Consider the following 22,878-nt stretch of genomic DNA (forward strand, 5'->3'; position numbering starts at 1 on the left):
TTTTTTGGCAAACATTCCGCTAATTTGCGGAATTTTATTATCAGCGATCACCTTTTTCCCATATCAAACCCGCTAGTCTTGCGCTGATCGGATCACAGACGGCATTGCCGAGGTACGGAAGCTATGACCACTCCAAACGAGGCGCCCAAGAAGCGCCAACTCCCCACAGTTTATACCCTGCTTTTTATCATCATCGCGCTGATGGCCGCCCTGACCTGGGTGCTGCCAGCGGGCAAATATGACTATGTCACCGCCAAGACCCAGCAGCCGGTGGCGGCAGCGGCCGTGGCCGATTACAGCGGCGACGAGCGGTTGTTGCCGGTGCCCGGTAGCTACACCGAGCTGCCCTCTCATCCGCAGGGGATATTCGATGTGCTCAAGGCCCCCATTCAGGGCTTTCACAAGGCCGCTGATGTGGCGCTGTTCGTGCTCATCATCGGCGGTTTTCTCGCGGTGACCATGCAGAGCGGGGCGCTTGATGCCGGGGTGGGGGCCATCGTGCGCGGTTTTGCCGGTCGCGAGCGGCTGCTGATCCCGGTGCTGATTGCTCTCTTTGCCCTCGGCGGCTCCACCTTCGGCATGGCGGAGGAGACGGTGGCCTTCTGGGCACTCATCGTGCCGGTGATGATGGCGGCGGGCTTCGATCGCATGGTGGCGTCAGGGATCATCCTGCTTGGCTCCGGGGTCGGGGTGCTCGCCTCCACCGTCAACCCGTTTGCCACCGGTATCGCCTCGGGCTTTGCCGGTATCCCCATCGGTGAGGGGATTGGCCTTAGGGTTGTGCAGTGGCTGCTGCTGGTGATCTTCGCCTCCTGGTTCGTGATGCGTTACGCCAAGCAGGTGCAGCAGGACAAGTCCCGCTCCGTGCTGGCCGATATTGTCTATGACGACGAGTTCTCCCAGATGAAGAGCGGCAACCTCGCCTTTACCGGAAAGCAGAAGCTCACCATGCTGGTCTTCTTCGGCACCTTCCTGCTGATGATCTATGCGGTGGTTCCCTGGTCGGATTTAGGGATCGACGTGCTGCCCACCTTTGGCTGGTGGTTTGACGAGCTCTCCACCCTGTTCTTCAGTGCCTCTATCCTGATTGCGCTGATCAACCGGATGCCGGAGTCCAACTATGTGGCGACTTTCCTGAGCGGCGCTCGGGATCTCATCGGGGTGGCACTGGTGGTGGCGGTGGCGCGCGGCATCTATGTGGTGATGGAGCAGGGCGTCATCATCGACACCATTTTGCACTGGGCCGAGGGGCTGGTAAGTGGACTGTCGTCGTCGGTATTCATCCTGATGGCCTATCTGGTGCACATCATTCTGAGCTTCTTCATCCCGTCCACCTCGGGGCTGGCGACTGTCTCCATGCCGCTGATGGGGCCGCTGGCTGACTTCTCAGGCATCTCGCGGGATCTGGTGATCACGGCCTATCAGTCTGCCTCCGGCTGGATCAATCTGTTTGCCCCCACCGCCGCCCATCTGGTGGCGGGGCTGGCGCTCGCCAAGATCCCCTACGATCGTTTCGTGCGCTGGGTGCTGCCCTTTATCATCGGCGTAGCCCTCATCACCATGGCGGTGCTGGTGGCCGGCGCCCTGCTGCACGGCTGATGGCACGGATAAAGCCACAGATAACAAAAAGGCTCCCGCGGGAGCCTTTTTCATGAGCTTTGCTTACTGCTTGTAGCCCTTGAGGAAGCGGGCGAGGCGGCCGATGGCATCCTCCAGCTCCTCTTCGCGGGGCAGAAACACCAGCCGGAAGTGATCCGGCGCGGGCCAGTTGAAGCCGGTGCCCTGTACCAGCAGCAGCTTCTCCTGTTGCAGCAGGTCGAACACCATCTTCTGATCGTCGCGGATGTCATACACCTTGGGATCAAGGCGCGGGAACATGTAGAGCGCCCCCTTGGGTTTGACGCAGGAGACCCCGGGGATCTCGTTCAAGAGCTCCCACGCCTTGTCCCGCTGCTTGCGCAGGCGGCCGCCCGGCAGGATCAGCTCGTTGATGCTCTGATAGCCGCCGAGTGCAGTCTGGATGGCGTGCTGCATCGGCACGTTGGCACACAGCCGCATGGAGGCCAGCATCTCCAGCCCTTCGATATAACCGCGGGCACGGCCCTTGGGACCGGTGATGACCATCCAGCCCTGACGGAAGCCGCAGGCACGGTAGGCCTTGGAGAGGCCGTTGAAGGTCACCACCATCACATCGTCGCACAGGGTGCAGACGCTGGTGTGGGAGATATCGTCGTAGAGAATCTTGTCGTAGATCTCGTCGGCGAAGATGATGAGGTTGTGCTGGCGGGCGATCTCGATCACCTCCAGCAGGAACTCGCTGCCGTAGACAGCACCGGTCGGGTTGTTGGGGTTGATCAGCACCAGGCCGCGGGTGCGCGGGGTGATGCGGGCGCGGATGTCGTCGAGGTCCGGATACCAGTCAGCCCCTTCGTCGCAGCGATAGTGCACCGCATGGCCACCGGAGAGAGTGACGGCAGCAGTCCAGAGCGGGTAGTCGGGGGAGGGCACCAGCATCTCGTCGCCGTTGTTGAGCAGCGCCTGCATCGCCATCACGATCAGCTCGCTGGCGCCGTTGCCGATATAGATGTCATCGATATCGACCTTGCGCATCCCTTTTTGCTGGTAGTACTGCATCACCGCCTTGCGGGCGGAGAAGAGCCCTTTGGAGTCGCAGTAGCCTTGGCTCTGGGGCATGTTGAGGATCACATCCTTGATGATCTCTTCCGGCGCATCAAAGCCGAACGGGGCCGGGTTGCCGATGTTGAGCTTGAGAATGCGGTGGCCTTCGTCTTCGAGACGGCGAGCCTCTTTATGCACCGGGCCGCGGATGTCATAGCAGACATCGTCGAGCTTGTGCGACTTGTCGATTGTGAACATGGTGAGTGTGATTCCTTCCCCACAGGGACGCGTTGGCGAAAAAGGCGATTTTTAGTATCAAATATCTTTTCCCCTATTCTTCACAGAATTGAATGCTAGAACAATCTTCTTTTTAGTAGAAATTCCTGATTTTTAGCCCCAAAACAGAGTTATTAAAAGGTTAAATTCAGCACGATCGTTTGTGCTTGGCAAGGTTCACCAGTGAAAGATGGGGGAGTGATTAACAAAGCTACTCTACTGTGTTGAAATCTTCACGCTCTCTGGCACGATTGGCTTGTGTAAAAAAGCCTCTTCATCGTCATTTCCGACGAGAAAAAGCTGATACAACTGGCACTGGCCAGCGCATATTTCCCCTTTCCCGTCCTGTTCTATCTGCAGAGGTATCCCATGCATGCACTCACACCCGGTCGCTATCGTCACTTCAAGGGAGGTTACTATCAGGTGCTGACCCTGGCCAGCCATACCGAGACAGGCGAGCAGCTGGTGATCTATCAGTCGGAACAGGATGGCGCCGTCTATGCCCGTCCAGTCGCCATGTTTATGGAGTGGATTGAGCATCAGGGTCAGGTGGTTAGCCGATTTTCGCCGATCAAGTGATCCGCTGGTGTGGCCCTGAACTGTTGTTCAACAAATAGACAGAACAGGTCTTTGGAGTCACAAGTTGTCGCATGAGGCTCCTTGTTGGCAACAGCCTCTGTGTGGCTTGCTACTGACAAATATCTCTATTAATCAACCAATTGTGACTTGAGTCACATTTTCTGGCGACTGGTAACCGGGTTCGCATCGGCTATTGCTGCTCCCATAATGCTGCGCGTGTTAACGCATGGCCCCTTTGCGGGCCTTTTTATCTCATCTTATCGGGAGACATAGTGTGAAACCTGTTGCAGCAGAGTTTTTGGGAACCTTCTGGCTGGTATTGGGAGGTTGTGGCAGTGCCGTGCTGGCTGCAGCCTTCCCCCATGTGGGGATCGGCCTCTTGGGCGTATCGCTGGCCTTCGGTCTGACCGTGCTGACCATGGCATTTGCCATCGGTCATATCTCCGGTTGCCACCTCAATCCGGCCGTCACCGTCGGTCTGTGGGCGGGTGGTCGTTTTCCGGCATCCGGTGTACTGCCTTATATCGTGGCGCAAGTGCTGGGTGGCATTGCCGCCGCTGCCGTGCTTTACGTGATTGCCAGCGGTCAGGCCGGGTTTGATCTCTCTGCCGGTTTTGCTTCCAACGGCTACGGTGAGCACTCTCCGGGTAGTTACAGTCTGACTGCCGCACTGGTGTGTGAAGTGGTGATGACCGGCTTCTTCCTGTTCGTCATCATGGGCGCTACCGACAGCCGTGCGCCAGCTGTGCTTGCTCCGGTTGCCATCGGCCTGTGCCTGACCCTGATCCATCTGGTGAGCATTCCGGTGACCAATACCTCGGTCAACCCGGCCCGCAGTACCGGCGTTGCGCTGTTTGTCGGTGACTGGGCGGTCAGCCAGCTGTGGTTGTTCTGGGTTGCCCCGATTGTCGGTGCCATTCTGGGTGCGCTGGCTTATCGCCTGGTGGCGACGGAGCAGAAGTAATCATTTGCGAAACAAAGTGTGGTATCGACACGCCTGAGGGCGTGTTTTTTGTTTCTGGAGGAGTGAGATAAGAGAACTCACCAAGCCAAACGTCAGAGTCCCTTGGCCTGCAGCATCTCTTTGTAGCGCTGATGGAGCAACTGGACGCGCTCCACATAAGCGCGCGTTTCCGCATAGGGTGGGATGCCGCCATGTTTTTGTACGGCACCCGCCCCGGCGTTGTAGGCCGCGGTCGCCAGCGCAATGTTGCCGTCATACTGCTTGAGCAGTCCCGCTAGGTATTTCACCCCGCCGAAAATATTCTGTTCCGCCAGCAGGGCATTGCCGACCCCCAGCTCCCGCGCCGTGGCAGGCATTAGCTGGGTCAGCCCCATCGCCCCCTTGCGGGAGACCGCCAGTGGATTGAAAGCCGATTCGGCGTGAATGAGCGCTCGGATCAGCGCAGGCTCAACCTGATAGGTCTTTGCTGCTGCCTTGATGGTGCTGGCATAGTCATAGAGAAACAGTCCTGTGGTCTGCCAGTTGACGCTGGATTTGGGGTCGCAGGCGAAGCAGTCGTTGAACAGCAGCAGTTCGTAATGGCCCTGTTCGGGCGCCATATCGGAGTAACGTACTACCCCGTTTTGCTGCACCGATTTATAGACCTGGATCTGCTTCTTGCCGCCAGCGGCGGTTGCCGCCGTTTGAGCGGTTTCGGGTTGTGGGGCGGGCGCAGCATGATTGACCGGGCGCAAGGGAGAGGGGGCTGCGGTCAGGAAGACCACCTCCGCGGGAGGGGGCGTCTGGCTCCATCCATTCAAGGGGATCAACACCATCTGGCCTGCCAGCATCCATGCTTTCAACCGTCACACTCCTTCCCTGGATCATCATGTTGAGTAAAGCACCATGGCGAGTGCAGAACAAGCGTACAAACAGGGAGTTGTGAAGTGGAGGGGGGATTTGACCGAGGGACGGGGGGATGCCGGAGTATGGCCAGGAGAGGCGCCAAAAGGTGGAATTTTCCGGTAGCCAATGGTCATAAACGTCTTAGGGAAGTGCTCCAGCATGCTCGCTTTTTTGTTAATAAAAGGCATGCTATCTTGCTGGTGTAAGCTGGTCTGGCTAGTTAGTTTCAATCTATCTTATCTACTGATTATAAAGGAATTTTTTGTGTCAGGAATGCTGGCGATGGAACTCATCTTCGAGGAGTACTGTGACGCCGATCTCTCTCTCATCAAGGATTATTACGAGACGACTTTTTCCCACTATGTGCCGGATCTGGCAGAGCGGGTCTTTGTCGTACGTGATGCTCACTGGCTGGTGGGGGCGGTTCGGTTGCGGGACGAGGAGGAGTTTTATCATCTGTGCGGCTTTCGTCTGTTGCCTCACTACCAGTCGCTGGGATTGGGTTCACGGCTGTTGCAGCACGCCTGTCACGGTCTGGAGGACAAACCGGTAGTCTGTCAGGTACTGCCTTTCGAGAAACCCTTCTATCTCAAGGCCGGTTTTGCCGATATCTCCCTCAACCAATTGAGCGGGTCACTCTTCTCCCTTTATGAGCAACAGCAGCAGCAGGGTTATCAGGTGGAGCTGCTGGTACGGGATACCAGCCAGCCCCTCCTGAATTGAGCGGGCTAGCGGGGTCTGGTCAGCAGGTGGATTTTGCCTGGTGACAGCTCCAGCCCCAGCAGGTTTTCTTTCAGCCAGGCTTGTTGCGGATCCTTGTCATCCAGTCGGTAAACCGGTTTGCTCTCAAGACGCTTCTCCATGCTCTGCAGCAGCATACCGAGCATCATGCCGAACTTTCTCTCTGCCGCCTCCGGTTCCAGCTTGTACTCCACCAGTTTCATGTTGTCGAGAAACAGCGCGCTCTGGCTCTTGTCATAGCGGGGTCTTGCCTCATAGGTCATCTGCAGGCGGGCGTCATATTCGGTATTGTCGGGCAGGGCGATCTTGAGCTTGCCCTTGCCATAGACTCGGGCGGTGTCTGGCTGTTGACGGCCAATCTGGACATCGCTCTGCTCCAGCTTCACATGGGCCTTTATGATGCCGGGCAGCTCCAGCTGTTTGTCGACTTGCACCTGGGATTGCAGGTACTGATTGATCTGCTGCTCATTGATGTCATATGAGCCTTGACCTAGCATGGCCAGGCTGAGCAGCATGGATTGCAGAATCATGGGGGCAACCTGATAGAATGGATTTGCCTTACAGCATACCATTCCTGACTGGCAGGATCTGCCGACCACTGTTTGTTGATGAAAAGGAGTTACCGTTGCTAAACGGTCTGGAACATGATCTCCACCTGCTGTTCTCCCGCTTTCTTGGCTGGCTGCTACTGCTTTTTCATACCGTTATCGTCGCGGGTGTGTCGTTTCGGGTAGTGATGAAACGCCGCCCCATCGGGGTGTCGCTGGCCTGGCTGGCGCTGATCTACGCCATTCCGTTTGCCGGCGTCGGCTTTTACTTGCTGTTTGGTGAAATCAAGTTGGGGCGCCGCCGCGCCGAGCGGGCACAGGCCATGTATCGCCCTTACGCTATCTGGATTCGTCAGTTGGCCCGCCTTTTCCCCCAGCATTGCTGCGAGGTGGGGGAAAAGGCCCAACCATTGCACGATCTGATCCAGGGGCGGTTGGCCATGCCCATGCTCTCCGGTAACCGGATGACTCTGCTCAGCCAACCCGACCAGATCCTGCATGAGATTGCTCAGGATATTCGCCGCTCGACGCTCTCATGCTATCTGGAGTTCTATATCTGGCACCCCGGCGGTGATGCCGACGAGGTGTGTGAAGCACTGATGGAAGTCGCGCTGCGCGGCGTGGATTGTCGTTTGTTGCTCGATTCGGTGGGCAGCAAGCACTTCTTCCGCTCCGGGTGGCCGAAAAAGCTGCGCAAGGCGGGGGTCAAGCTGGTGGAGGTGCTGCCGGTCGGCGCCTGGCGCATTCCGTTCCAGCGGCAGGATTTGCGAATGCACCGCAAGTTGGTGGTGATCGATGACAAGGTCGGCTATACCGGCTCCATGAACATGGTGGATCCCCGTTTTTTCAAGCAGGATGCCGGGGTCGGCCAGTGGGTCGACATCATGATCCGGGTGCAGGGGCCCATGGTGCCGCTGATGTGGTCGATCTTTGTCTGGGACTGGGAGATGGAGACCGGCGAGCGGCTGCTCGACAGTCTGCAGCATGAGCCGGAAGCCTGGCCCCAGACCAACTACCGCGCCCAGCTGATCCCGTCCGGCCCCTTCGTCGGCGGCGACTGCATCCAGCAGAGCCTGCTGCTGGCCATCTATCAGGCGCGCAGCCATCTGGTGCTGACGACCCCTTACTTTGTGCCCGACGATCCGCTGGCGGCCGCACTCAGTTCGGCGGCGGCGCGCGGGGTGCAGGTGCAGCTGGTGTTGCCGGCACGCAACGACTCCATCATGGCCAATTACGCCTGCAACGCCTTTATGGAGGAGCTGCTGGCGGCCGGGGTGGAGATCTACCGCTACGATGCCGGTCTGCTCCATACCAAGAGCGTGCTGGTGGATGATGACTTCGCGCTGGTGGGGACGGTCAATCTGGATCGGCGCAGCCTCTGGCTCAACTTCGAGGTGACCCTGCTGGTGGATAACCCCTCGTTCGTGGCCCAGATGACCCGGCTGGTACAGGGCTATATGGCGGAAGCCACCCCGATGACCCTGGCCCAATGGCAGGCCCGCCGCTGGTACAAGAAGGCGATGGAGAACATCTTCTATCTCTTCAGCCCCTTGCTGTGATGTTGTGGCGAGCCGCAAGAAAGTGGACTCGCCATCTGATTGGACTTGCCTAGCCCCGAGTCCGCCCCGTAGAGTGCAGTGACAACTCCCTGGAGACACATGGATATATGAAAAAGATAGTGGCCCTCGCCGTGGGTGCGGCACTGGTAGGTGGTGGTCTGGCTGCGTGTTGGTACACGGGCAACAGCTTCGACAACATCATGGCGGAGCAGATCGCCAAGGTAGAGCAAGAGACCGGTATCGATATGCAGTGGCAGCCGAGTAGCAGCAGCCTCTTCACCCGTGACGGGGTCCTGAAGGTCGTGGTGACGCCGGAGGAGCTGGCTGCCATTGACAGCGAGCTGGAGGGCAGTCAGTCCATCGAGTTGCAACTGGTGGTCAAGAGCCAGATCCTGCCGCTCTACATCAAGAGCCACCTCCTGCTCGATACCCATAATGGCACGCTAGCGCCGGTTTTCACCGCACTGGGCATGGAGCAGTGGGAACTCGGTCTGGAGTCGGTCACCAGTCTCTGGACCCAGGGTAACAGCAGCCGTTTCTGGGCCAATGAATTCAAGGTAAAACAGGGGCTGGACGAGTTCAGCTTCCTGCCCCTGAGCGGCGAGTTCCACGGCAATCTGGAGGGGAATGGTCACCTCACCATGACCTGGCAGGGGATGACGGTCCATGAAGAGCAGAGCAAGATGGACTTGGTGCTTGCCGATCTGAAAGGGAGTGCCGACATTGCCGAGATCAGCGGTGTGCTCCTCTCGCCCCAGAGCGAGATGACCCTCTCGGCCCTCACGGTACAACTGCCTGACAGCGTCAAGGTTGCCCTGCAGGGGATGACTACCGAGACTCAGCTGACCGGTGATGATGCCCAGACCCTCTCCAGCAGCTATCAGATGAAAATTGCCAAGCTGGATCTGGAGAACGAGACTGACACCCTGGCGGTGACCGACAGCAAGTTGGCGCTCAACCTCAACGGTCTGGATCTGGAAGGGTATCAGGGGCTGCAGGCCGCCGGTGGCAAGGGAGTTGAAGATGCCGCTATCCAGCAGGCGCTGGACAAGATGCTCAAACGTGGCGCGACCCTTGAACTGGCCGATCTCAGCGCCAAGCTCAACGGTGAGGCGGTGACCATGAAGGGGGACGTGAAGCTGGCCTCCACTTCGCTGGAGCAGCTGTTCAACAGCGACGCGGGAATGCAGGCCCTCTCCGGCGTGCTGCATGCCAGCCTCAGCGACAAGCTGGGCAAGGCGGTGCCGCAACTGGCCCCCATGCTCGATCAGCTGACCCTGATGGGTTATCTGAAGGCCGACAAGCAAGCGCTGACCTCCGAGCTGAAGCTGGAGAAGGGCGCGGTGACGGTAAACGATCTGCCGCTCTGACACTCGGCGCAGAAACAACAACGGCTCCCGCGGGAGCCGTTGTTGTTTCTGGCGTTTGCATATGGGCCGTGTGGGCGAATTACTTGAAGACCACCGTCTTGTTGCCGTAGACGAACACCCGCTCGTTCAGTACCAGCTCCAGCGCGCGGCTCAGCACCGATTTCTCCACATCCCGACCCGCCTTGGCCATGTCGTCCGCACTGAAGGCATGACCGACGTGGATCACGTCCTGTTCGACGATGGGGCCTTCATCCAGATCGTCGGTCACGAAGTGGGCGGTGGCGCCGATCAGCTTGACGCCGCGATCAAACGCCTGCCGGTAGGGGCGGGCACCGATGAAGGCGGGTAGGAAGGAGTGGTGGATGTTGAGGATCTTGCGCGGGTAGGCCTCGACGAAGCTCGGGGTCAGCACCCGCATGTACTTGGCCAGGATCACATAGTCAGGCTCATAGCTGTCGATGATGGCGCGAACCTGCTCCTCATGCTCGGTACGGCTCAGCTCGCCATGGCTGACGGTGTGGAACGGAATATTGAACTTGCCGGTGAGCTCGGCCAGGGTATCGTAGTTGCCGATCACCGCGACGATATCCATATCCAGCGCGCCCGCGTAGTTCTTCATCAGAATATCGCCGAGGCAGTGGGTCTCTTTGGTGACCAGAATGACGATACGCTTCTTGCCCGCCTTGACCAGACGACGCTGGGCGCCGGTGGGCAGGGCGTCATCGAGGTCGGCAAGCAGGGTCTCGTCGTTGAAGCGCCCCTCCAGCTCGGTACGCATGAAGAAGCGGCCATTCTCGTGATCCACAAACTCATCGTTCTTGATGATGTTGAGCTGGTGCTTGTAGCAGATGTTGGTGATCTTGGCGATGAGCCCTTTGGCATCCGGGCAATCCGTGAGCAGTATTTTCTTTTCCATCTCTGTCATTTTCCGTTTGTGGTGTTGGCGCTGCTGTCTGCGCCGGCAGCGTTGTTCAGGCTCTCTTTTCGGGCCCTGTGTTTTTGTTTCGGGAACTATGCCATAAACCGATCCGAGCCATAAAGAAATTCGCCAGTCATGGCCTCGCACGCTGGCGAGCAGGCCGCAGAGCGCGATCCCGGGCGCAATGTTGAAACGCTTTTCAGCCTGCGGGGGATTTTGGCTGGTATCTGCAACCGTTTTTCTTTAGGCTGTCTGCGCTTATTCTCAGGGCGGGGTGCAATTCCCCACCGGCGGTATCCCGATTGACTCGGGGAGCCCGCGAGCGCCCGACTTGGCTGATTGCCGGGTTGGGGTCAGCAGATCCGGTGAGATGCCGGAGCCGACGGTCATAGTCCGGATGAAAGAGGATAAGACAGACATTGCCGCGTTGGCCCTAGTGGGCTGGGCGCTGCATGCTCATCTCTGTCTGCCTTTCCATGCCCTGATTCTGGTCCTTGTCTTGTTTAGGAGTTTTACCATGAATCAGTCTCTACTCAGTGAATTCGGTGATCCCATTGCCCGCGTCGAAGCTGCCCTAACGGCTTTACGTGCCGGAGGCGGCGTGCTGGTGGCCGACGATGAAGATCGGGAGAACGAGGGCGACCTCATTTTCGCCGCCGAATCCATGACCAATGAACAGATGGCGTTGATGATCCGCGAGTGCTCCGGCATCGTCTGCCTCTGCCTGCCCGACGAGCGGGTTCGCCAGCTCGAACTGCCGATGATGGTGGAGGCCAACTCCAGCCACTACCAGACCGCCTTTACCGTGACCATCGAAGCGGCGCAGGGGGTCACGACCGGTGTCTCGGCGGCTGATCGCATCACCACCATCCGTGCAGCCATCGCAGACGGCGCCAAACCGGGTGATCTGCACCGCCCGGGTCATGTTTTCCCGTTGCGGGCGCGAACCGGTGGGGTGCTTACCCGCCGTGGTCATACCGAAGCCACGGTCGATCTGATGCAGCTGGCTGGCCTCAAACCGTTTGGTGTGTTGTGTGAATTGACCAAAGAAGATGGCTCGATGGCGCGTCTGCCAGACCTGGTTGCGTTCGGTCGCAAGCACCGGATGCCGGTGCTGACCATCGAGGATCTGGTGCAATATCGTCAATTGTTGTCAGAACGTACAGCCTGAGCCTCATACGAAATTGTAATAAGGCAAAAATTTGGTTAACCTTTGTCCGTGCCCCCACCACACGGCACTCATTTTTTAGACGAATCTGGACAAAAACTGTTCATTCAAAAAAAAATGAGGGTTTTAATGCATTTATCTGTGGTGGGGACTATGCAAAGTAGGATTTTTTTGTGCCATAATCACGCCGCTTGCTAAACGTCTGGCGAGTTCAAGGGAGCTTTAAAAATGAAAAAATTGTTGTTGGTAGGTGTTGTTGGTCTGTCCGCTCTGCTGGGCGGTTGTGCAAACACCAGCGAACTGGAAACTTCCGTTCAGAATCTGTCTAACAAAGTTGACCAACTGGCTCAAGATGTTAGCGCAGTTCGTGCTGATCAGTCCAAAATCGCTGCTGATGTTGCCGAAGCCAAGCAAGAAGCTATGCGTGCTAACCAGCGCATCGACAACATGGCTACTTCCTACAAGAAGTAATCCATGCGAAAAAAATGGCGCAGTTTTGCGCCATTTTTTTTTGCCTGAAATTCACAGTATCTCCACTATTCCCACAGCACCTTATTCCCACAGTACCTTCTTCGTACTTGACCCATGAGGTCATGCCGGTCTCCCGGCACTCCCCCATCATTACCAGCCAGTTCGATTCCGATCAGTAGAGCAGACTATAGAGTTTGCGACGGTAGCTCTGCGCCTGTGGTGTGTTACCCATAGTGGCGAGAATATCGAGATAGGTCTTTCTGGCTTCGCCGAATGCCAAGTCCCGTTTGAGGATCGCCAGCAGCAGTTCCAATGCCTCTTCCTGACGGCCGGCCTGGTTGTATTGCACAGCAAGTTCTTGTGCCAGACCAAAATCATCAGGCTGTTCTGCATGACGGGCTTCCAGCGCGCGCAGTTCCGGGCTGTCTGCCGCTTGCAGGGCCAGCGCCAGTCGTGAGCTCAGGGTATGGAAGTGACTTTCCTGTGCCACCATCGGGATGGTGCCGAGGCGCTCCTGCGCTTCATCCAGCAGGTTGAGGTCGAGTGCGGCCTGAATGAGCCACAGGCTGATGTCGTGACGTTCAGGGGCCAGCTGGTGTGCCTTGGTCAGATGGGCATAGGCGATGCTGGGCTGCTCGTCAGCCAGTGCCTGTTGCCCCTTGGCCAGCAACTCTTCCTCTTCTTTGGGGGTGAAGGCGGCGAAATACTGGCGCAGGGTGGCTTCATCCTGCGGCCCTTCGATGATCCCCTGTTCGTCAGGGCGACCCTGATGGAACAGCACCAATGCGGGTAGGGCGCGCAGGCCGAGCTGGCTGGCGAGCGGTTGCAACTGGGGATCGTTCATATCCACCTTGGCCAGGGTGACCTGCTCATTGGCGGGCCCAACCAGTGATTCGATCAGCGGTGTCATCCCCTGACACTCCGGCATCTGCGGAGCATGGAAATAGATTACGACCGGCTTCTTCATGGAGGCATCGATCAGTTCAGCGTGAAAATTCTGGGGAGTAATGTCGACGATCATGAGTTGGACTCTTCAGAAAGGGTGTTGAGTAACATGGGGTTGAGTGACTGGTAATTCAAGCGCTCATCAAGCCGGTAAAAGGTCACGGGGGTTGCCGCCGCCGCGAGACTGAGCCAGCCGCTGGCAAAGGGCCAATCCTGTACCTGATAAGGGGTGTCATCCAACCGGTTGTCGAGTCGCCACCCTTCATCCGGGAGAAACCGCACCTTCTCCAGCCCCGCCGCTATGCCGCCACCGTGGGCTTTCAGTACCGCCTCCTTGCGTGACCAGAGCCGGTAGAAGGCACTCTCCTGCTCTGGAGCAGGCAGCGCGCAGAGCCACTCATATTCACTCTGTGCATAAAACCGGCGGGCCAGGGGGAGGGGGTGATGCCGCCGTTTGCCCAGTTCGATATCCACCCCAAGCTGCCCCTGCGGGCAGAGCGCCAACACCAGCCAGCTGCCACTGTGGCTCAGATTGAACTGCCAAGCATCATCATGCAGTCGGGGCTTGCCGTGGGGGCCGTTGCAAAATTGCAGGCTGGCGGCAGGGCGTTGCAGCCTCTCGGACAACAGCTGGCGCAGCAGGGCGCGGCTCACCAGATATTCCTGACGCCGTTCAGGATGGGTCATGGTTTGCCAGATATGCAGCTCATCGGTTGACAACCATTCAGGCAATTGAGCAAGCAGTGCCTGGCATACCCTGGCCGGTTTTAACAAAAAAAGATCGATTTCGATCATGATTTTTCACTTTAAAAAGGTGCTGAAGCAGGGATAAAAGCCAGTTATCTATGAGGCCAAAGGTCCTTTTTGCGATTGTATATTGTTTGGGCATGATCACATTAATTATGAAAAATCGTGCATTTCCTTGCAAAAATGTGAGCTTGATAGGGATTTTCACTTGCCTCGATAGAATTCTTGGATATAGTCGGGTGCTGTTGCCTTATAAATTGCCCTTTGGGGCCGTATTTTAACAAGATTTACTATTTAGCGGGGATAAAGGATTGCGCCACCTGATGCTACTGCTGGTCGCGCTCGGAATGGTGGGTTGTGCCTCGGCACCCCAACCCGAGGTCGCGAGCAAGATCGAAGTTTCCATGGTTGAACCTGTCATCGAACCGGAAGCTTCCCAGACACCCGATGTGAATGAAATCCTGACAGTATACAAAGAGTGGCGCGGTACCCCTTACCGCTACGGTGGTACAACCGAACGTGGTATCGATTGTTCCGCCTTCGCCCGTGAAGTGTTTCGCAATGCGGTCGGTATTGAACTTCCCCGCGATACCCGCTCCCAAGTTCACGAAGGGACGCGCGTTTCCAAGCAGGATCTGGTCGAAGGTGATCTGGTCTTCTTCAAAATCAATCGTCGTCTCAACCACGTTGGTATCTATGTCGGCAATGGCGAATTCATTCACGCCTCGACTCGAGCCGGTGTGACCCGCTCCAAGCTGGACAGCCAATACTGGCGCAGCAAGTTCTGGCAAGCTCGCCGGATCGATATCTGAGTCAGGCTGGACAAACGGCTCGCAGTACGGACTGTTTTTCCAACCTCACTTGAACCGGGCTCGATAGCTCGGTTTTCTATTGCCCTCGTTTAGACTTTCCCGAGTCAAATCACTATAGTGTGGGCCCGTTTTCTTCGGCAGGCTCAGCATGAAACCCCGCATCCCATCAGCCGGTGGCCCCAAGTCGGGCGACCGTAAATCCGGACTTCACTCCCGTAATCGCCATCAGGCGGGTTACGACTTTGAGGCGCTTTGCCTGCGAACTCCCGAGTTGGCCGCTCATGTCTTTATCAATGACTACGGCACCCGCACCATCGATTTTGCCGATCCCGATGCAGTGAAGACTCTCAATCGTGCCCTGCTGGCCCATCACTACGGGATTGCCCATTGGGACTTGCCTGCCGGTTACCTCTGCCCGCCTATCCCGGGACGGGTGGACTACCTGCACTGGGCGGCCGACCTGTTGGCCGAGAGCGCAGGCCAGCTCCCTACCGGCAAGGGGGTGAGGGTGCTGGATATCGGGGTGGGGGCAAACTGCATCTATCCGTTGCTGGGGGCCCGCGAATATGGCTGGCGTTTTGTGGGATCGGATATCGATCCGGTCTCGGTCAAGGCGGCCACCCTGCTGGCCAAGAGCAACGGACTCGGCAACCAGATTGAGTGTCGCCTGCAGGGCAACCCCAACCATGTGTTTCGCGGCATCATAGGGCCAAAGGAGCGCTTTGCCCTGACGCTGTGCAATCCGCCGTTCCACGCGTCGCTGGAAGAGGCGAGCAAGGGGACGGAGCGCAAGCTGCGCAATCTGGGCAAGGAAGTGACAGGCGCTCCTGTGCTTAATTTTGGTGGCCAGAAGGCCGAGCTCTGGTGCGAAGGGGGCGAGGCGGCGTTTCTGGCCAACATGATTGCCCAGAGCAAGGAGTTTGCCACTCAGTGCCTCTGGTTCAGCTCGCTGGTGTCGAAAAAAGAGAACCTGCCGGGGGCGAAAAAGGCGTTGAGCCGGGTGGGGGCGCGTCAGGTACGGGTGATCGACATGGCGCAGGGCAACAAGGTGAGCCGGATCCTCGCCTGGTCCTTTCTGGATGAAGAGGGATTGCGTCGCGGCTGGTCGAGCGCGCGCTGAGTCCCCACCACAAGGCCCGATGAGGGCCTTTTTTCATGATGAGCCCCGCGAATTTCCCCTGCTGGCGGCATCTTTGGCAATCGATTTCCTCATTGGCAGATCGTGCTGGTTTACATGGTGTAAGTAGTTACTTCCGCCTTGGTACAGGTGTACGCCGAGATTTTTTTGCACTTACAGCTGAAACTTTAATAAAATAGGACTGGTTAGACCTCTTTACAGGCAATGAATCACATAGGGATCGGAACATGAAAGTTGTCGATTTTCTGAAGCGCAAGCGCGAAATTTTGGCGCAGCACCCCTTTGAGCTCAAGGATTGGCTCTCACCGGCGATCCGCGACTACTGGCGTGAGTTTCAGCAAAAGGCACATCTTCACCCTTTGCTGGGTCGTGTACTGGACTTGCAAACCGAGACCCAGAGCGAGCAGCAACAGGATGCAGCAACCGTGGCACGGGTGGCCAACGGTCAGCCTGCCGTGGCTCAGGAACCCGCTGTGGAGCTGGGAGCCGAGGCTGCCGAGCTCTATGCCGCCCTGCAGGCTCGCATTGGTGAAGAGACCCATGTGGGCGAGTGGCTGCACGTCAGCCAGCAGATGATCGATCAGTTTGCTGCCGTGACCGGGGATCATCAGTGGATCCACACCGATCCGGAGCGCGCGGCCGCCGAGTCGCCTTTCAAGACCACCATCGCCCACGGCTTCCTGACCCTGGCGCTGCTGCCGCAGTTGACCGGCTCGGTCGATGAGGCCACCCCCGAGTTCCCGACCGCCCGCATGGTGGTGAACTTCGGGCTGGATCAGGTACGTTTCCCGTACCCCATCAAGGTGGACAGCAACATCCGCGCCCGCACCAAGCTGGCCCGGGTCACCCCCATCAAGGGTGGGCTGGAGCTGCTCAAAGAGATCAAGGTGGAGATCGAAGGGATCCGTCGCCCGGGTTGCGTCATCGAGTCGGTGACCCGCATCTACTTCTGAGCCCCTCATCGGTATGAATGGTGAAACGGGCCCGCTGTCGTGTGCAACGAACAGCGGGCCCGTTTTTTTGCCTGTTTGTTGCAAGGTCTGAGGCGTCAGCCATCGCGCGCCGACCCCAGCTTGATATGACTCACAAAACGGTGCGCCGTGCAGTTAGCCAGCTCTCATTTTGGCGAGTTGGCCGCGTGAGGCGATAGCATATTATGCCACTATTGGCTTCTTACTCCCGATCCTGGAGACAATAGTGCCCATCAATAACAAGATTATTCTGCCACTGCTGCTGAGCCTCACCATCCTGCTGATCCCGACCCACTGGATCCCGCTGGAGGGGATCACCGTCATCGAGCAGCGGGTCGTGGCTATTTTCGTGCTGGCTGCCCTCTGCTGGATCCTGGAGCCCATCCCCATCTTCGCCACCTCGGTGCTGATCATCGTGCTGGAGCTGCTGTTGCTCTCCGACAAGGGGCTCTGGTTCATGACCGCTGACAAGGCTGAACCGGGGTTTGGTGAGCTGCTCAAGTCCACCGAGGTGATGGCGACCTTTGCCTCGCCGGTCATCATGCTGTTTCTCGGCGGTTTTTTCCTCGCTATTGCGGCGACCAAATACCATCTGGACGTCAATCTGGCGCGGGTGTTGCTGCGCCCGTTCGGTCAGGATCCCCGGATCGTCATGCTGGGGCTGATGTTGATCACCGCCACCTTCTCCATGTTTATGAGCAATACCGCCACCACCGCCATGATGCTGGCCATCCTTACCCCTGTGCTGGCGGCATTTCCCGACAAGGACCCGGCCAAAATCGGCTTTGTGCTGGCTATTCCGCTGGCGGCCAACCTCGGCGGGATCGGCACTCCCATCGGCACTCCGCCCAACGCAGTGGCCCTCAAATACCTGACCGGCGAGCATGCCATCTCGTTCGGTCAGTGGATGGGATTTGCGGTGCCCTTTGTGGTGTTGCTGTTGCTGCTTGGCTGGTTCCTGCTGGGGCGCTTCTTCCCGAGTTCCCTCAAGCGGATGGATCTCAAGATTGAGGGGCGCTTTATGCAGACCCCCCGCGCCTGGGTGGTCTACCTCACCTTTATCACCACCATAGTACTCTGGCTGCTGGGGGATCTGCACGGCATGAGCTCCTACGTGGTCGCCATGATCCCGGTGGCAGTGTTCCTGACCACCGGCATCATCACCAAGGACGATCTGCACAAGATCTCCCTCGATGTGCTCTGGCTGGTCTCGGGTGGTATCGCGCTGGGGCTGGCGCTGGAGGACTCCGGGTTGGCCGAGCGGCTCATCACCCACATTCCGTTCCACGAATACTCCACGCTGGCGGTGCTGATTGGTGCCTGTCTGCTGGCAGTGGTGATGGCCAACTTCATGTCCAACACCGCAACCGCCAATCTGTTGCTGCCACTGGTGGCGGCACTGGCGGTCAGCATGCCGGAGCTGGCCGAGTGGGGCGGCAGCCACACCTTGATCCTGGCGGTCACCATTTCGGTTTCGCTCGGGATGTCGCTGCCCATCAGTACCCCGCCCAATGCGCTGGCCCACGCCACCGGTCTGGTGGAGAGTCACCAGATGGTGCGCATCGGCGTCATCATGGGGTTGGTCGGCACCCTGCTGGCGATGGTATGGATCTACCAGATTGCCGCCTGGGGGCTGATCTAGCGAGCCTGTCTGCCTAAAGCAAAGAGGAGCCGAATTGGCTCCTCTTTGCGTGTTGGGGATCCGGGGCTAGAAACTGACGCCAAGGCTGAGCAGGTGTCTTAATTCGCTCTCGCGGGGTTCCGGGCTGCCTGTGTCGACAAGGATGTCAGCATCTTCCCAATTCAGCTCACTCGACCAGGAGAGGCGCAGATGGTCATTGAAGTAGTAGCGCAACCCTATGCTGCCTTTCAGGTCCTGATTACGGGTGACATAGGGGGAGGGTTGTGCCAGATATTTCAGATAGCGCCCCTGGCTGAACAGTTCCATTTTCTCCTGCCAGAGGGAGAAAGGTTGGCGATAATCCCAGTTCAGGCCAGCGAAGGGGTAGTCTATGACCCGTTCACCCAGAAAAACGCCGGTGATCTTGCTATCTTCACGGAAGTAGAGCCGACTTAGCCCCCCTTGGGCCATCAGCTCCAGTCGGCGGCGCTTGTCGTTCCAAAAGCGATAGCCAGGCCCCGAGCCATAGTCCATGTAGAGATAGCGATCTTTATCCAGCATGTCATATTCGGCATCGAGTGAGGTACGCAAGAACCACTGCTGGTTGAAGAAGTAGTCCAGCGTAGGGTTGAGCTGATAATCATGGCTGTCGGTGACGTTGTCAGCGGTCTCATAGGTATATTCACCGGAGAAGCTGTAACGCCAGTCCAGATTGGCCAGCTCGCTTTTCCACTTGAGGTTGACGTTGTTGGTCTGCTTGTCATTCTGTTTGAGTTTGACATTGAGATCGCCGCTGCCGGTCCAGAGCCAGGCGTTGCGTTCATCCTGGTCATCCTCGAACAGCTTGAGCCCACCCTTTGCCGTTGCCTTGGGTTTGTCCTCTTTATCGATGCGCCAGCGTTTGATGGCCTCCCGCTGGACGGTGACTGCGCCGCTGTAGGGCAGGGCGATGCGCACCGACTGTTCGGTCACCTCCTCGATGTTGCCGGTCAGACGGTCGCCATTGCTCATCCAGAGGATGTCCTTGGCCCACAAGGAATGACAGGCCAACAGGAGTAGGAGGGGAAGGAATTTCATGAGGTAAGGTGACTCCGGTGCGACTCGGGCGCTGGTGACTTAACCACTGACAAGCTGGCTGCTGATGGGGCGGGGCAGGCCGTTTTTGCTCTCCAGCGCTGCCGTCACCTCATCCTGCATCACGTCAGGTGCGCTGATAAAGCTCTCTATGGCCGGAGATAGCACCAGCGGGGCGCCATTTTCAAGCTCCTCTTCGGTGCGGGAGAGCGGGGAGTGTACCTCCAGCCAGCGGCGACCATCCGGTTCGATGGCGACCTTAACCGGTTGATTGATGACCCGCACCGGCGTGCCAATCGGCACAATCTTGAACAGGGCCTCTATATCGTCAGGTCGCAGCCGGATGCAGCCTGCGCTTACCCGCAGACCGACGCCAAAATCCTTGTTGGTGCCGTGGATCAGGTAGTCGCGCTTGCCATAGCCAAGGCGCATGGCGAACTTGCCGAGGGGATTCTCCGGGCCGGGGGGCACCACGGCGGGCAGGGTGATCCCTTTTTGCTCCAGCCAGGATTTGCGCACCATGGGGCCGGGTACCCAGGTCGGGTTGGGATTCTTCTCGATGACGGTGGTGGTCATCTCGGGTGTTTCGCGGCCGATATCGCCAATCCCGATGGGCAGCACGATGACCTCGCTCTTCCCTTTGGGGAAGTAGTAGAGGCGCAGTTCGGGCAGATTGATGACGATCCCCTCGCGAGGCACATCAGGCAGCAGCATCTGGGTGGGCAGCGTCAAGCGGGTGCCCGGCTTGGGTAAATAGGGGTCTACACCCGGATTTGCTTCAAGCAGCGCCAAAAATCCAATTTGTGTATTTTTGCCAACCAGCTCCAGATGTTCATTCTGCTGGATGATGTAATCCTCCAGCTCACCGATTAGGCGACTCCCGGCAGGTGGCAGCGGGTAGCGTTTGGCCTCTGCCGGCGTGGCGCAGAGCAGGATCGCTGCCAGCAGCAGGGAAAGGGCGGGCGTTATGGAGAGGGGCATGAGTTTCGGCAATCGCATAAGGAGATCCATCAGTTCAATCGGGGCGGAACATCATCAACACAGCCGCCAGGATGGCGCGATTGTTCCTCAATCAGCCCATGATTACCAGCTTGCCGCGCACCCGCAATGATTTGGGGATACATAGGAAACCAGCCAAAATCGGCATCACCCATAAATTTGAGTGCCAAGCAGGAAAAAGAGGCGCCTCATGGCAATGGGGGAATATCACGACGTGGATAATGGCCGGGTGTGCGAGCGGGTGGATACAGAGCCATACAAGAGTGGCCTCGCAACGCAGGCCGTGCGTGAAGCATTGTGAGCCTGCTCCCAGATAGCTGATTCAGCCATTTGATATCTAAGAAATTTTTATTGCATCATCGGCCCAGCTTGGGTAAAAATCTCATCCCACGGAGAGATGCCGGAGTGGCCGAACGGGATTGACTCGAAATCAATTGTGGCAGCAATGCCACCCAGGGTTCGAATCCCTGTCTCTCCGCCACATACCAAGCCCAAGCAATTAAATTGCTTGGGCTTTTTCGTTTCGTGTGATGCCTGATATGCCATCTGATGTTGGCGGGCTTGAAGCGTCCCCTCTATCGACCACCTGTTAGTCGACTCGAGCCCATATCGAGATGTCTTATCGTCGTGCAATAGGGGCCCCCTTTTACTTGCCCGATCGCCTATCGGTTGCAAGGTTGGCCCCAACGGCTTGCTCGCCAGTCATGATGGCGACACAATGGAGTCCCTTTGGTTGGCCGCTCGCAGCTGGGGCTCGTGGCCGAATGGCCAGCGATAGTATGAGCGCGCCCGAGTGTTATGGGCCGGTGACAACGGGAAACATGGCGAGAACAGGAGCAAAAGAGGATGAGGGAAGGGCTTGAATGGTTCTGGCTCAATGAACCGGCCGAATGGCACAAAACAAGCGACGGCTTGCTGGTGGTAACGGACAAGCAGACCGATTTTTGGCGCAGCACCTGGTATGGCTTCGAGCGCCACAGCGGCCATGTCTATGGTTGTGATGTTTCAGGGGAATTTACCTTTCAGGTCTGCGTCGAGGGGGAGTTCACCACCCTCTACGATCAGGCGGGGCTGATGCTGCTGCAAGACGACGCGCACTGGCTCAAGGCGGGGATCGAGTACAACGACGATCAGCCGATGATCGGCAGCGTACTGACCAATCCGCGCTCTGACTGGGCCACCGGCATTTTCCCCGGCAATCCGCGCCGCTTCTGGCTGCGGCTGACCCGGCTGGCGGACTGTCTGCGCCTGCAATACTCCACCGATGGCAAGGTGTGGCCGTTGCTGCGTCTAGCCCCGTTTCCGCCAAGCGAACGTTGCTTTATCGGGGTGATGTGCTGCACACCGGAGCGGCAGGGACTGGCGGTGCGTTTTTCGGATCTGCGCCTCACGCCGCCCCTTGGCAAGGCACTGCATGATTTGAGCTAGCCAGCCCATGGCTGGCATTGCGTGTCAACCGGCAGAGTGAACAATGCCGTCGGCCTGTAGCGTCATTCGCAGGGTCTATCGAGCGGGAGGGGCGTTGCCCTCCCGCTTTTTTACACCGGTAGGTCGGGAATGGCGGGTGGCTGTGATGGGCAAGCCTTGGCAAGCAACGTCGAAAAGCATGCGGTATGCGATGTAGCAGACAACAAGTTACCGGAACTGGGATCTCGATCGGGACAACAGGACTTTTGTCCTGCAAGGGGAGTTGGGGTGGCGGCTAGGATGGCCACATCAAAACAATAAAACGAGTCAAACTGGAGCACAACAATAATGACCGCTCATATCAATGCCAACCCGGGCGATTTCGCCGAGACCGTCATCATGCCGGGGGACCCGCTGCGGGCCCGCTATATCGCCGAGACTTTTCTGACCGATGCGCGCGAGGTGACCAATGTGCGCAATATGCTGGGCTACACCGGCTATTACAACGGCCAGCGCATCTCGGTGATGGGCCACGGTATGGGGATCCCCTCCATGGTGCTCTACGCCCACGAGCTGGTGAACGACTTCGGGGTCAAGCGGATCATCCGCATCGGCAGCCTGGGGGCGACCCAGCGCCACGTGCAGATGCGTGACGTCATTCTGGCGCAGGCGGCGGGCACCGACTCCCCGACTAATGCCAAGCGCAGCGCCGGTTACCAGATGGCCACCTCGGCCGACTTCGCCCTGCTGCACAAGGCGTTTACCAAGGCGCAGGAGAAGGCGATTCCGGTCAAGGTGGGCAATATCTTCACCGGCGACCTCTATTACGATCCGGACGAAAACCTCATTCCGGCGCTGGAGAAGTTTGGAGTGCTTGGCATCGACATGGAGGTGGCCGGTCTCTACGGGCTGGCCCATCAGCAGGGGATAGAGGCGCTCGCCATCCTGACTGTCTCCGACCACTGCCTGACCGGTGAAGAGACCACTGCCGAAGAGCGGCAACTCTCCTTCAACCAGATGATCGAGCTGGCGCTGCACACCGCGCTGTAAGCGCCGCAGTCCGCC

The 22,878-nt window shown here is 58.1% G+C and carries 22 protein-coding genes, 1 tRNA gene and 1 riboswitch; of the genes, 15 read left to right on the forward strand and 8 right to left on the reverse strand.

All coding sequences use genetic code 11. The annotated features are described in order from the left end of the window. Window positions 1–123: 123 nt before the first annotated feature. Window positions 124–1,599 (forward strand): YfcC family protein, encoded by a 1,476-nt coding sequence (locus G5221_RS06475; protein WP_421262986.1) that lies wholly within the window; start codon window positions 124–126, stop codon window positions 1,597–1,599. Between the two features lie 63 nt (window positions 1,600–1,662). On the opposite strand, the gene G5221_RS06480 is transcribed toward G5221_RS06475, so the two are convergent. Continuing rightward, on the reverse strand, window positions 1,663–2,877 hold the full coding sequence (locus G5221_RS06480) for a pyridoxal phosphate-dependent aminotransferase (protein WP_043851260.1): 1,215 nt from the start codon (window positions 2,875–2,877) through the stop codon (window positions 1,663–1,665). A gap of 387 nt (window positions 2,878–3,264) precedes the next feature. On the opposite strand from G5221_RS06480, the gene G5221_RS06485 reads away from it, so the two are divergent. Continuing rightward, entirely contained in the window at window positions 3,265–3,474 is a 210-nt protein-coding gene (locus tag G5221_RS06485) for a DUF1653 domain-containing protein (protein WP_227340967.1), read from the forward strand. Between the two features lie 274 nt (window positions 3,475–3,748). Then, window positions 3,749–4,438: an aquaporin Z gene (gene aqpZ, locus G5221_RS06490; protein ID WP_421262987.1), complete on the forward strand. Its 690-nt coding sequence runs from the start codon at window positions 3,749–3,751 to the stop codon at window positions 4,436–4,438. A gap of 92 nt (window positions 4,439–4,530) precedes the next feature. Here the strand turns inward: aqpZ and G5221_RS06495 are convergent, their stop codons facing one another. Continuing rightward, the gene (locus G5221_RS06495; protein ID WP_408082954.1) at window positions 4,531–5,280 is read right to left on the reverse strand and encodes a lytic transglycosylase domain-containing protein; all 750 of its coding nucleotides are present in this window, start codon (window positions 5,278–5,280) and stop codon (window positions 4,531–4,533) included. Window positions 5,281–5,605: 325 nt separating this feature from the next. Between G5221_RS06495 and G5221_RS06500 the strand changes: the two genes are divergently transcribed. Further along, window positions 5,606–6,046 (forward strand): GNAT family N-acetyltransferase, encoded by a 441-nt coding sequence (locus tag G5221_RS06500; RefSeq protein WP_266134531.1) that lies wholly within the window; start codon window positions 5,606–5,608, stop codon window positions 6,044–6,046. 5 nt (window positions 6,047–6,051) lie between these two features. On the opposite strand, the gene G5221_RS06505 is transcribed toward G5221_RS06500, so the two are convergent. Beyond that, entirely contained in the window at window positions 6,052–6,594 is a 543-nt protein-coding gene (locus tag G5221_RS06505) for a DUF1439 domain-containing protein (protein ID WP_005344183.1), read from the reverse strand. A 95-nt stretch (window positions 6,595–6,689) separates the two neighbouring features. Between G5221_RS06505 and cls the strand changes: the two genes are divergently transcribed. After that, window positions 6,690–8,171: a cardiolipin synthase gene (gene cls, locus G5221_RS06510; RefSeq protein ID WP_421262988.1), complete on the forward strand. Its 1,482-nt coding sequence runs from the start codon at window positions 6,690–6,692 to the stop codon at window positions 8,169–8,171. 107 nt (window positions 8,172–8,278) lie between these two features. Then, window positions 8,279–9,541: a DUF945 family protein gene (locus G5221_RS06515; protein ID WP_421262989.1), complete on the forward strand. Its 1,263-nt coding sequence runs from the start codon at window positions 8,279–8,281 to the stop codon at window positions 9,539–9,541. Between the two features lie 79 nt (window positions 9,542–9,620). On the opposite strand, the gene purU is transcribed toward G5221_RS06515, so the two are convergent. Continuing rightward, window positions 9,621–10,457, reverse strand: a complete 837-nt coding sequence (gene purU / locus G5221_RS06520; protein ID WP_245095283.1) for a formyltetrahydrofolate deformylase — start codon at window positions 10,455–10,457, stop codon at window positions 9,621–9,623. A gap of 259 nt (window positions 10,458–10,716) precedes the next feature. After that, window positions 10,717–10,873: riboswitch (FMN riboswitch) on the forward strand. A 104-nt stretch (window positions 10,874–10,977) separates the two neighbouring features. Between purU and ribB the strand changes: the two genes are divergently transcribed. Beyond that, entirely contained in the window at window positions 10,978–11,631 is a 654-nt protein-coding gene (ribB, locus tag G5221_RS06525; RefSeq protein WP_227340962.1) for a 3,4-dihydroxy-2-butanone-4-phosphate synthase, read from the forward strand. Between the two features lie 225 nt (window positions 11,632–11,856). Continuing rightward, the gene (locus G5221_RS06530; protein WP_005334342.1) at window positions 11,857–12,099 is read left to right on the forward strand and encodes an Lpp/OprI family alanine-zipper lipoprotein; all 243 of its coding nucleotides are present in this window, start codon (window positions 11,857–11,859) and stop codon (window positions 12,097–12,099) included. A 172-nt stretch (window positions 12,100–12,271) separates the two neighbouring features. On the opposite strand, the gene G5221_RS06535 is transcribed toward G5221_RS06530, so the two are convergent. Both G5221_RS06535 and G5221_RS06540 read right to left on the reverse strand, forming a co-directional pair. Further along, a complete protein-coding gene (locus tag G5221_RS06535; RefSeq protein WP_227340961.1) occupies window positions 12,272–13,120 on the reverse strand; it encodes a tetratricopeptide repeat protein in 849 nt (282 codons plus the stop codon). Next, window positions 13,117–13,839: a 4'-phosphopantetheinyl transferase family protein gene (locus tag G5221_RS06540; protein WP_227340960.1), complete on the reverse strand. Its 723-nt coding sequence runs from the start codon at window positions 13,837–13,839 to the stop codon at window positions 13,117–13,119. The genes G5221_RS06535 and G5221_RS06540 overlap by 4 nt, the downstream gene beginning before the upstream one ends. Before the next feature lie 275 nt (window positions 13,840–14,114). Between G5221_RS06540 and G5221_RS06545 the strand changes: the two genes are divergently transcribed. The 4 genes from G5221_RS06545 (at window position 14,115) to G5221_RS06560 (ending at window position 18,354) form a co-directional block, all read left to right on the forward strand. Beyond that, window positions 14,115–14,603 (forward strand): C40 family peptidase, encoded by a 489-nt coding sequence (locus G5221_RS06545; RefSeq protein WP_227340959.1) that lies wholly within the window; start codon window positions 14,115–14,117, stop codon window positions 14,601–14,603. A gap of 148 nt (window positions 14,604–14,751) precedes the next feature. Beyond that, on the forward strand, window positions 14,752–15,723 hold the full coding sequence (gene rlmF / locus G5221_RS06550; RefSeq protein ID WP_127005749.1) for a 23S rRNA (adenine(1618)-N(6))-methyltransferase RlmF: 972 nt from the start codon (window positions 14,752–14,754) through the stop codon (window positions 15,721–15,723). Between the two features lie 245 nt (window positions 15,724–15,968). Next, window positions 15,969–16,694: a MaoC family dehydratase gene (locus G5221_RS06555; protein WP_204483864.1), complete on the forward strand. Its 726-nt coding sequence runs from the start codon at window positions 15,969–15,971 to the stop codon at window positions 16,692–16,694. A 244-nt stretch (window positions 16,695–16,938) separates the two neighbouring features. After that, window positions 16,939–18,354, forward strand: coding sequence for an SLC13 family permease (locus tag G5221_RS06560; RefSeq protein ID WP_204481267.1), 1,416 nt, complete (start codon window positions 16,939–16,941; stop codon window positions 18,352–18,354). Between the two features lie 66 nt (window positions 18,355–18,420). Here G5221_RS06560 and G5221_RS06565 read toward each other — a convergent pair whose 3' ends face one another. Beyond that, on the reverse strand, window positions 18,421–19,410 hold the full coding sequence (locus tag G5221_RS06565) for a DUF481 domain-containing protein (protein WP_227340958.1): 990 nt from the start codon (window positions 19,408–19,410) through the stop codon (window positions 18,421–18,423). 39 nt (window positions 19,411–19,449) lie between these two features. Further along, window positions 19,450–20,406 carry a L,D-transpeptidase family protein gene (locus G5221_RS06570; RefSeq protein WP_227340957.1) on the reverse strand — a complete coding sequence of 319 codons (957 nt, stop codon included), beginning with the start codon at window positions 20,404–20,406 and terminating at the stop codon, window positions 19,450–19,452. A 391-nt stretch (window positions 20,407–20,797) separates the two neighbouring features. On the opposite strand from G5221_RS06570, the gene G5221_RS06575 reads away from it, so the two are divergent. From G5221_RS06575 to deoD, 3 genes are all read left to right on the forward strand, one after another. Then, window positions 20,798–20,887: transfer RNA gene (locus tag G5221_RS06575), tRNA-Ser, on the forward strand. A gap of 365 nt (window positions 20,888–21,252) precedes the next feature. Beyond that, entirely contained in the window at window positions 21,253–21,834 is a 582-nt protein-coding gene (locus G5221_RS06580) for a DUF1349 domain-containing protein (RefSeq protein ID WP_227340956.1), read from the forward strand. A 327-nt stretch (window positions 21,835–22,161) separates the two neighbouring features. After that, entirely contained in the window at window positions 22,162–22,863 is a 702-nt protein-coding gene (gene deoD / locus G5221_RS06585) for a purine-nucleoside phosphorylase (RefSeq protein ID WP_005303072.1), read from the forward strand. Window positions 22,864–22,878: the final 15 nt, after the last annotated feature.

Source organism: Aeromonas sp. 602200 (genome assembly GCF_049173895.1).
Taxonomy (GTDB): domain Bacteria; phylum Pseudomonadota; class Gammaproteobacteria; order Enterobacterales; family Aeromonadaceae; genus Aeromonas; species Aeromonas veronii_A.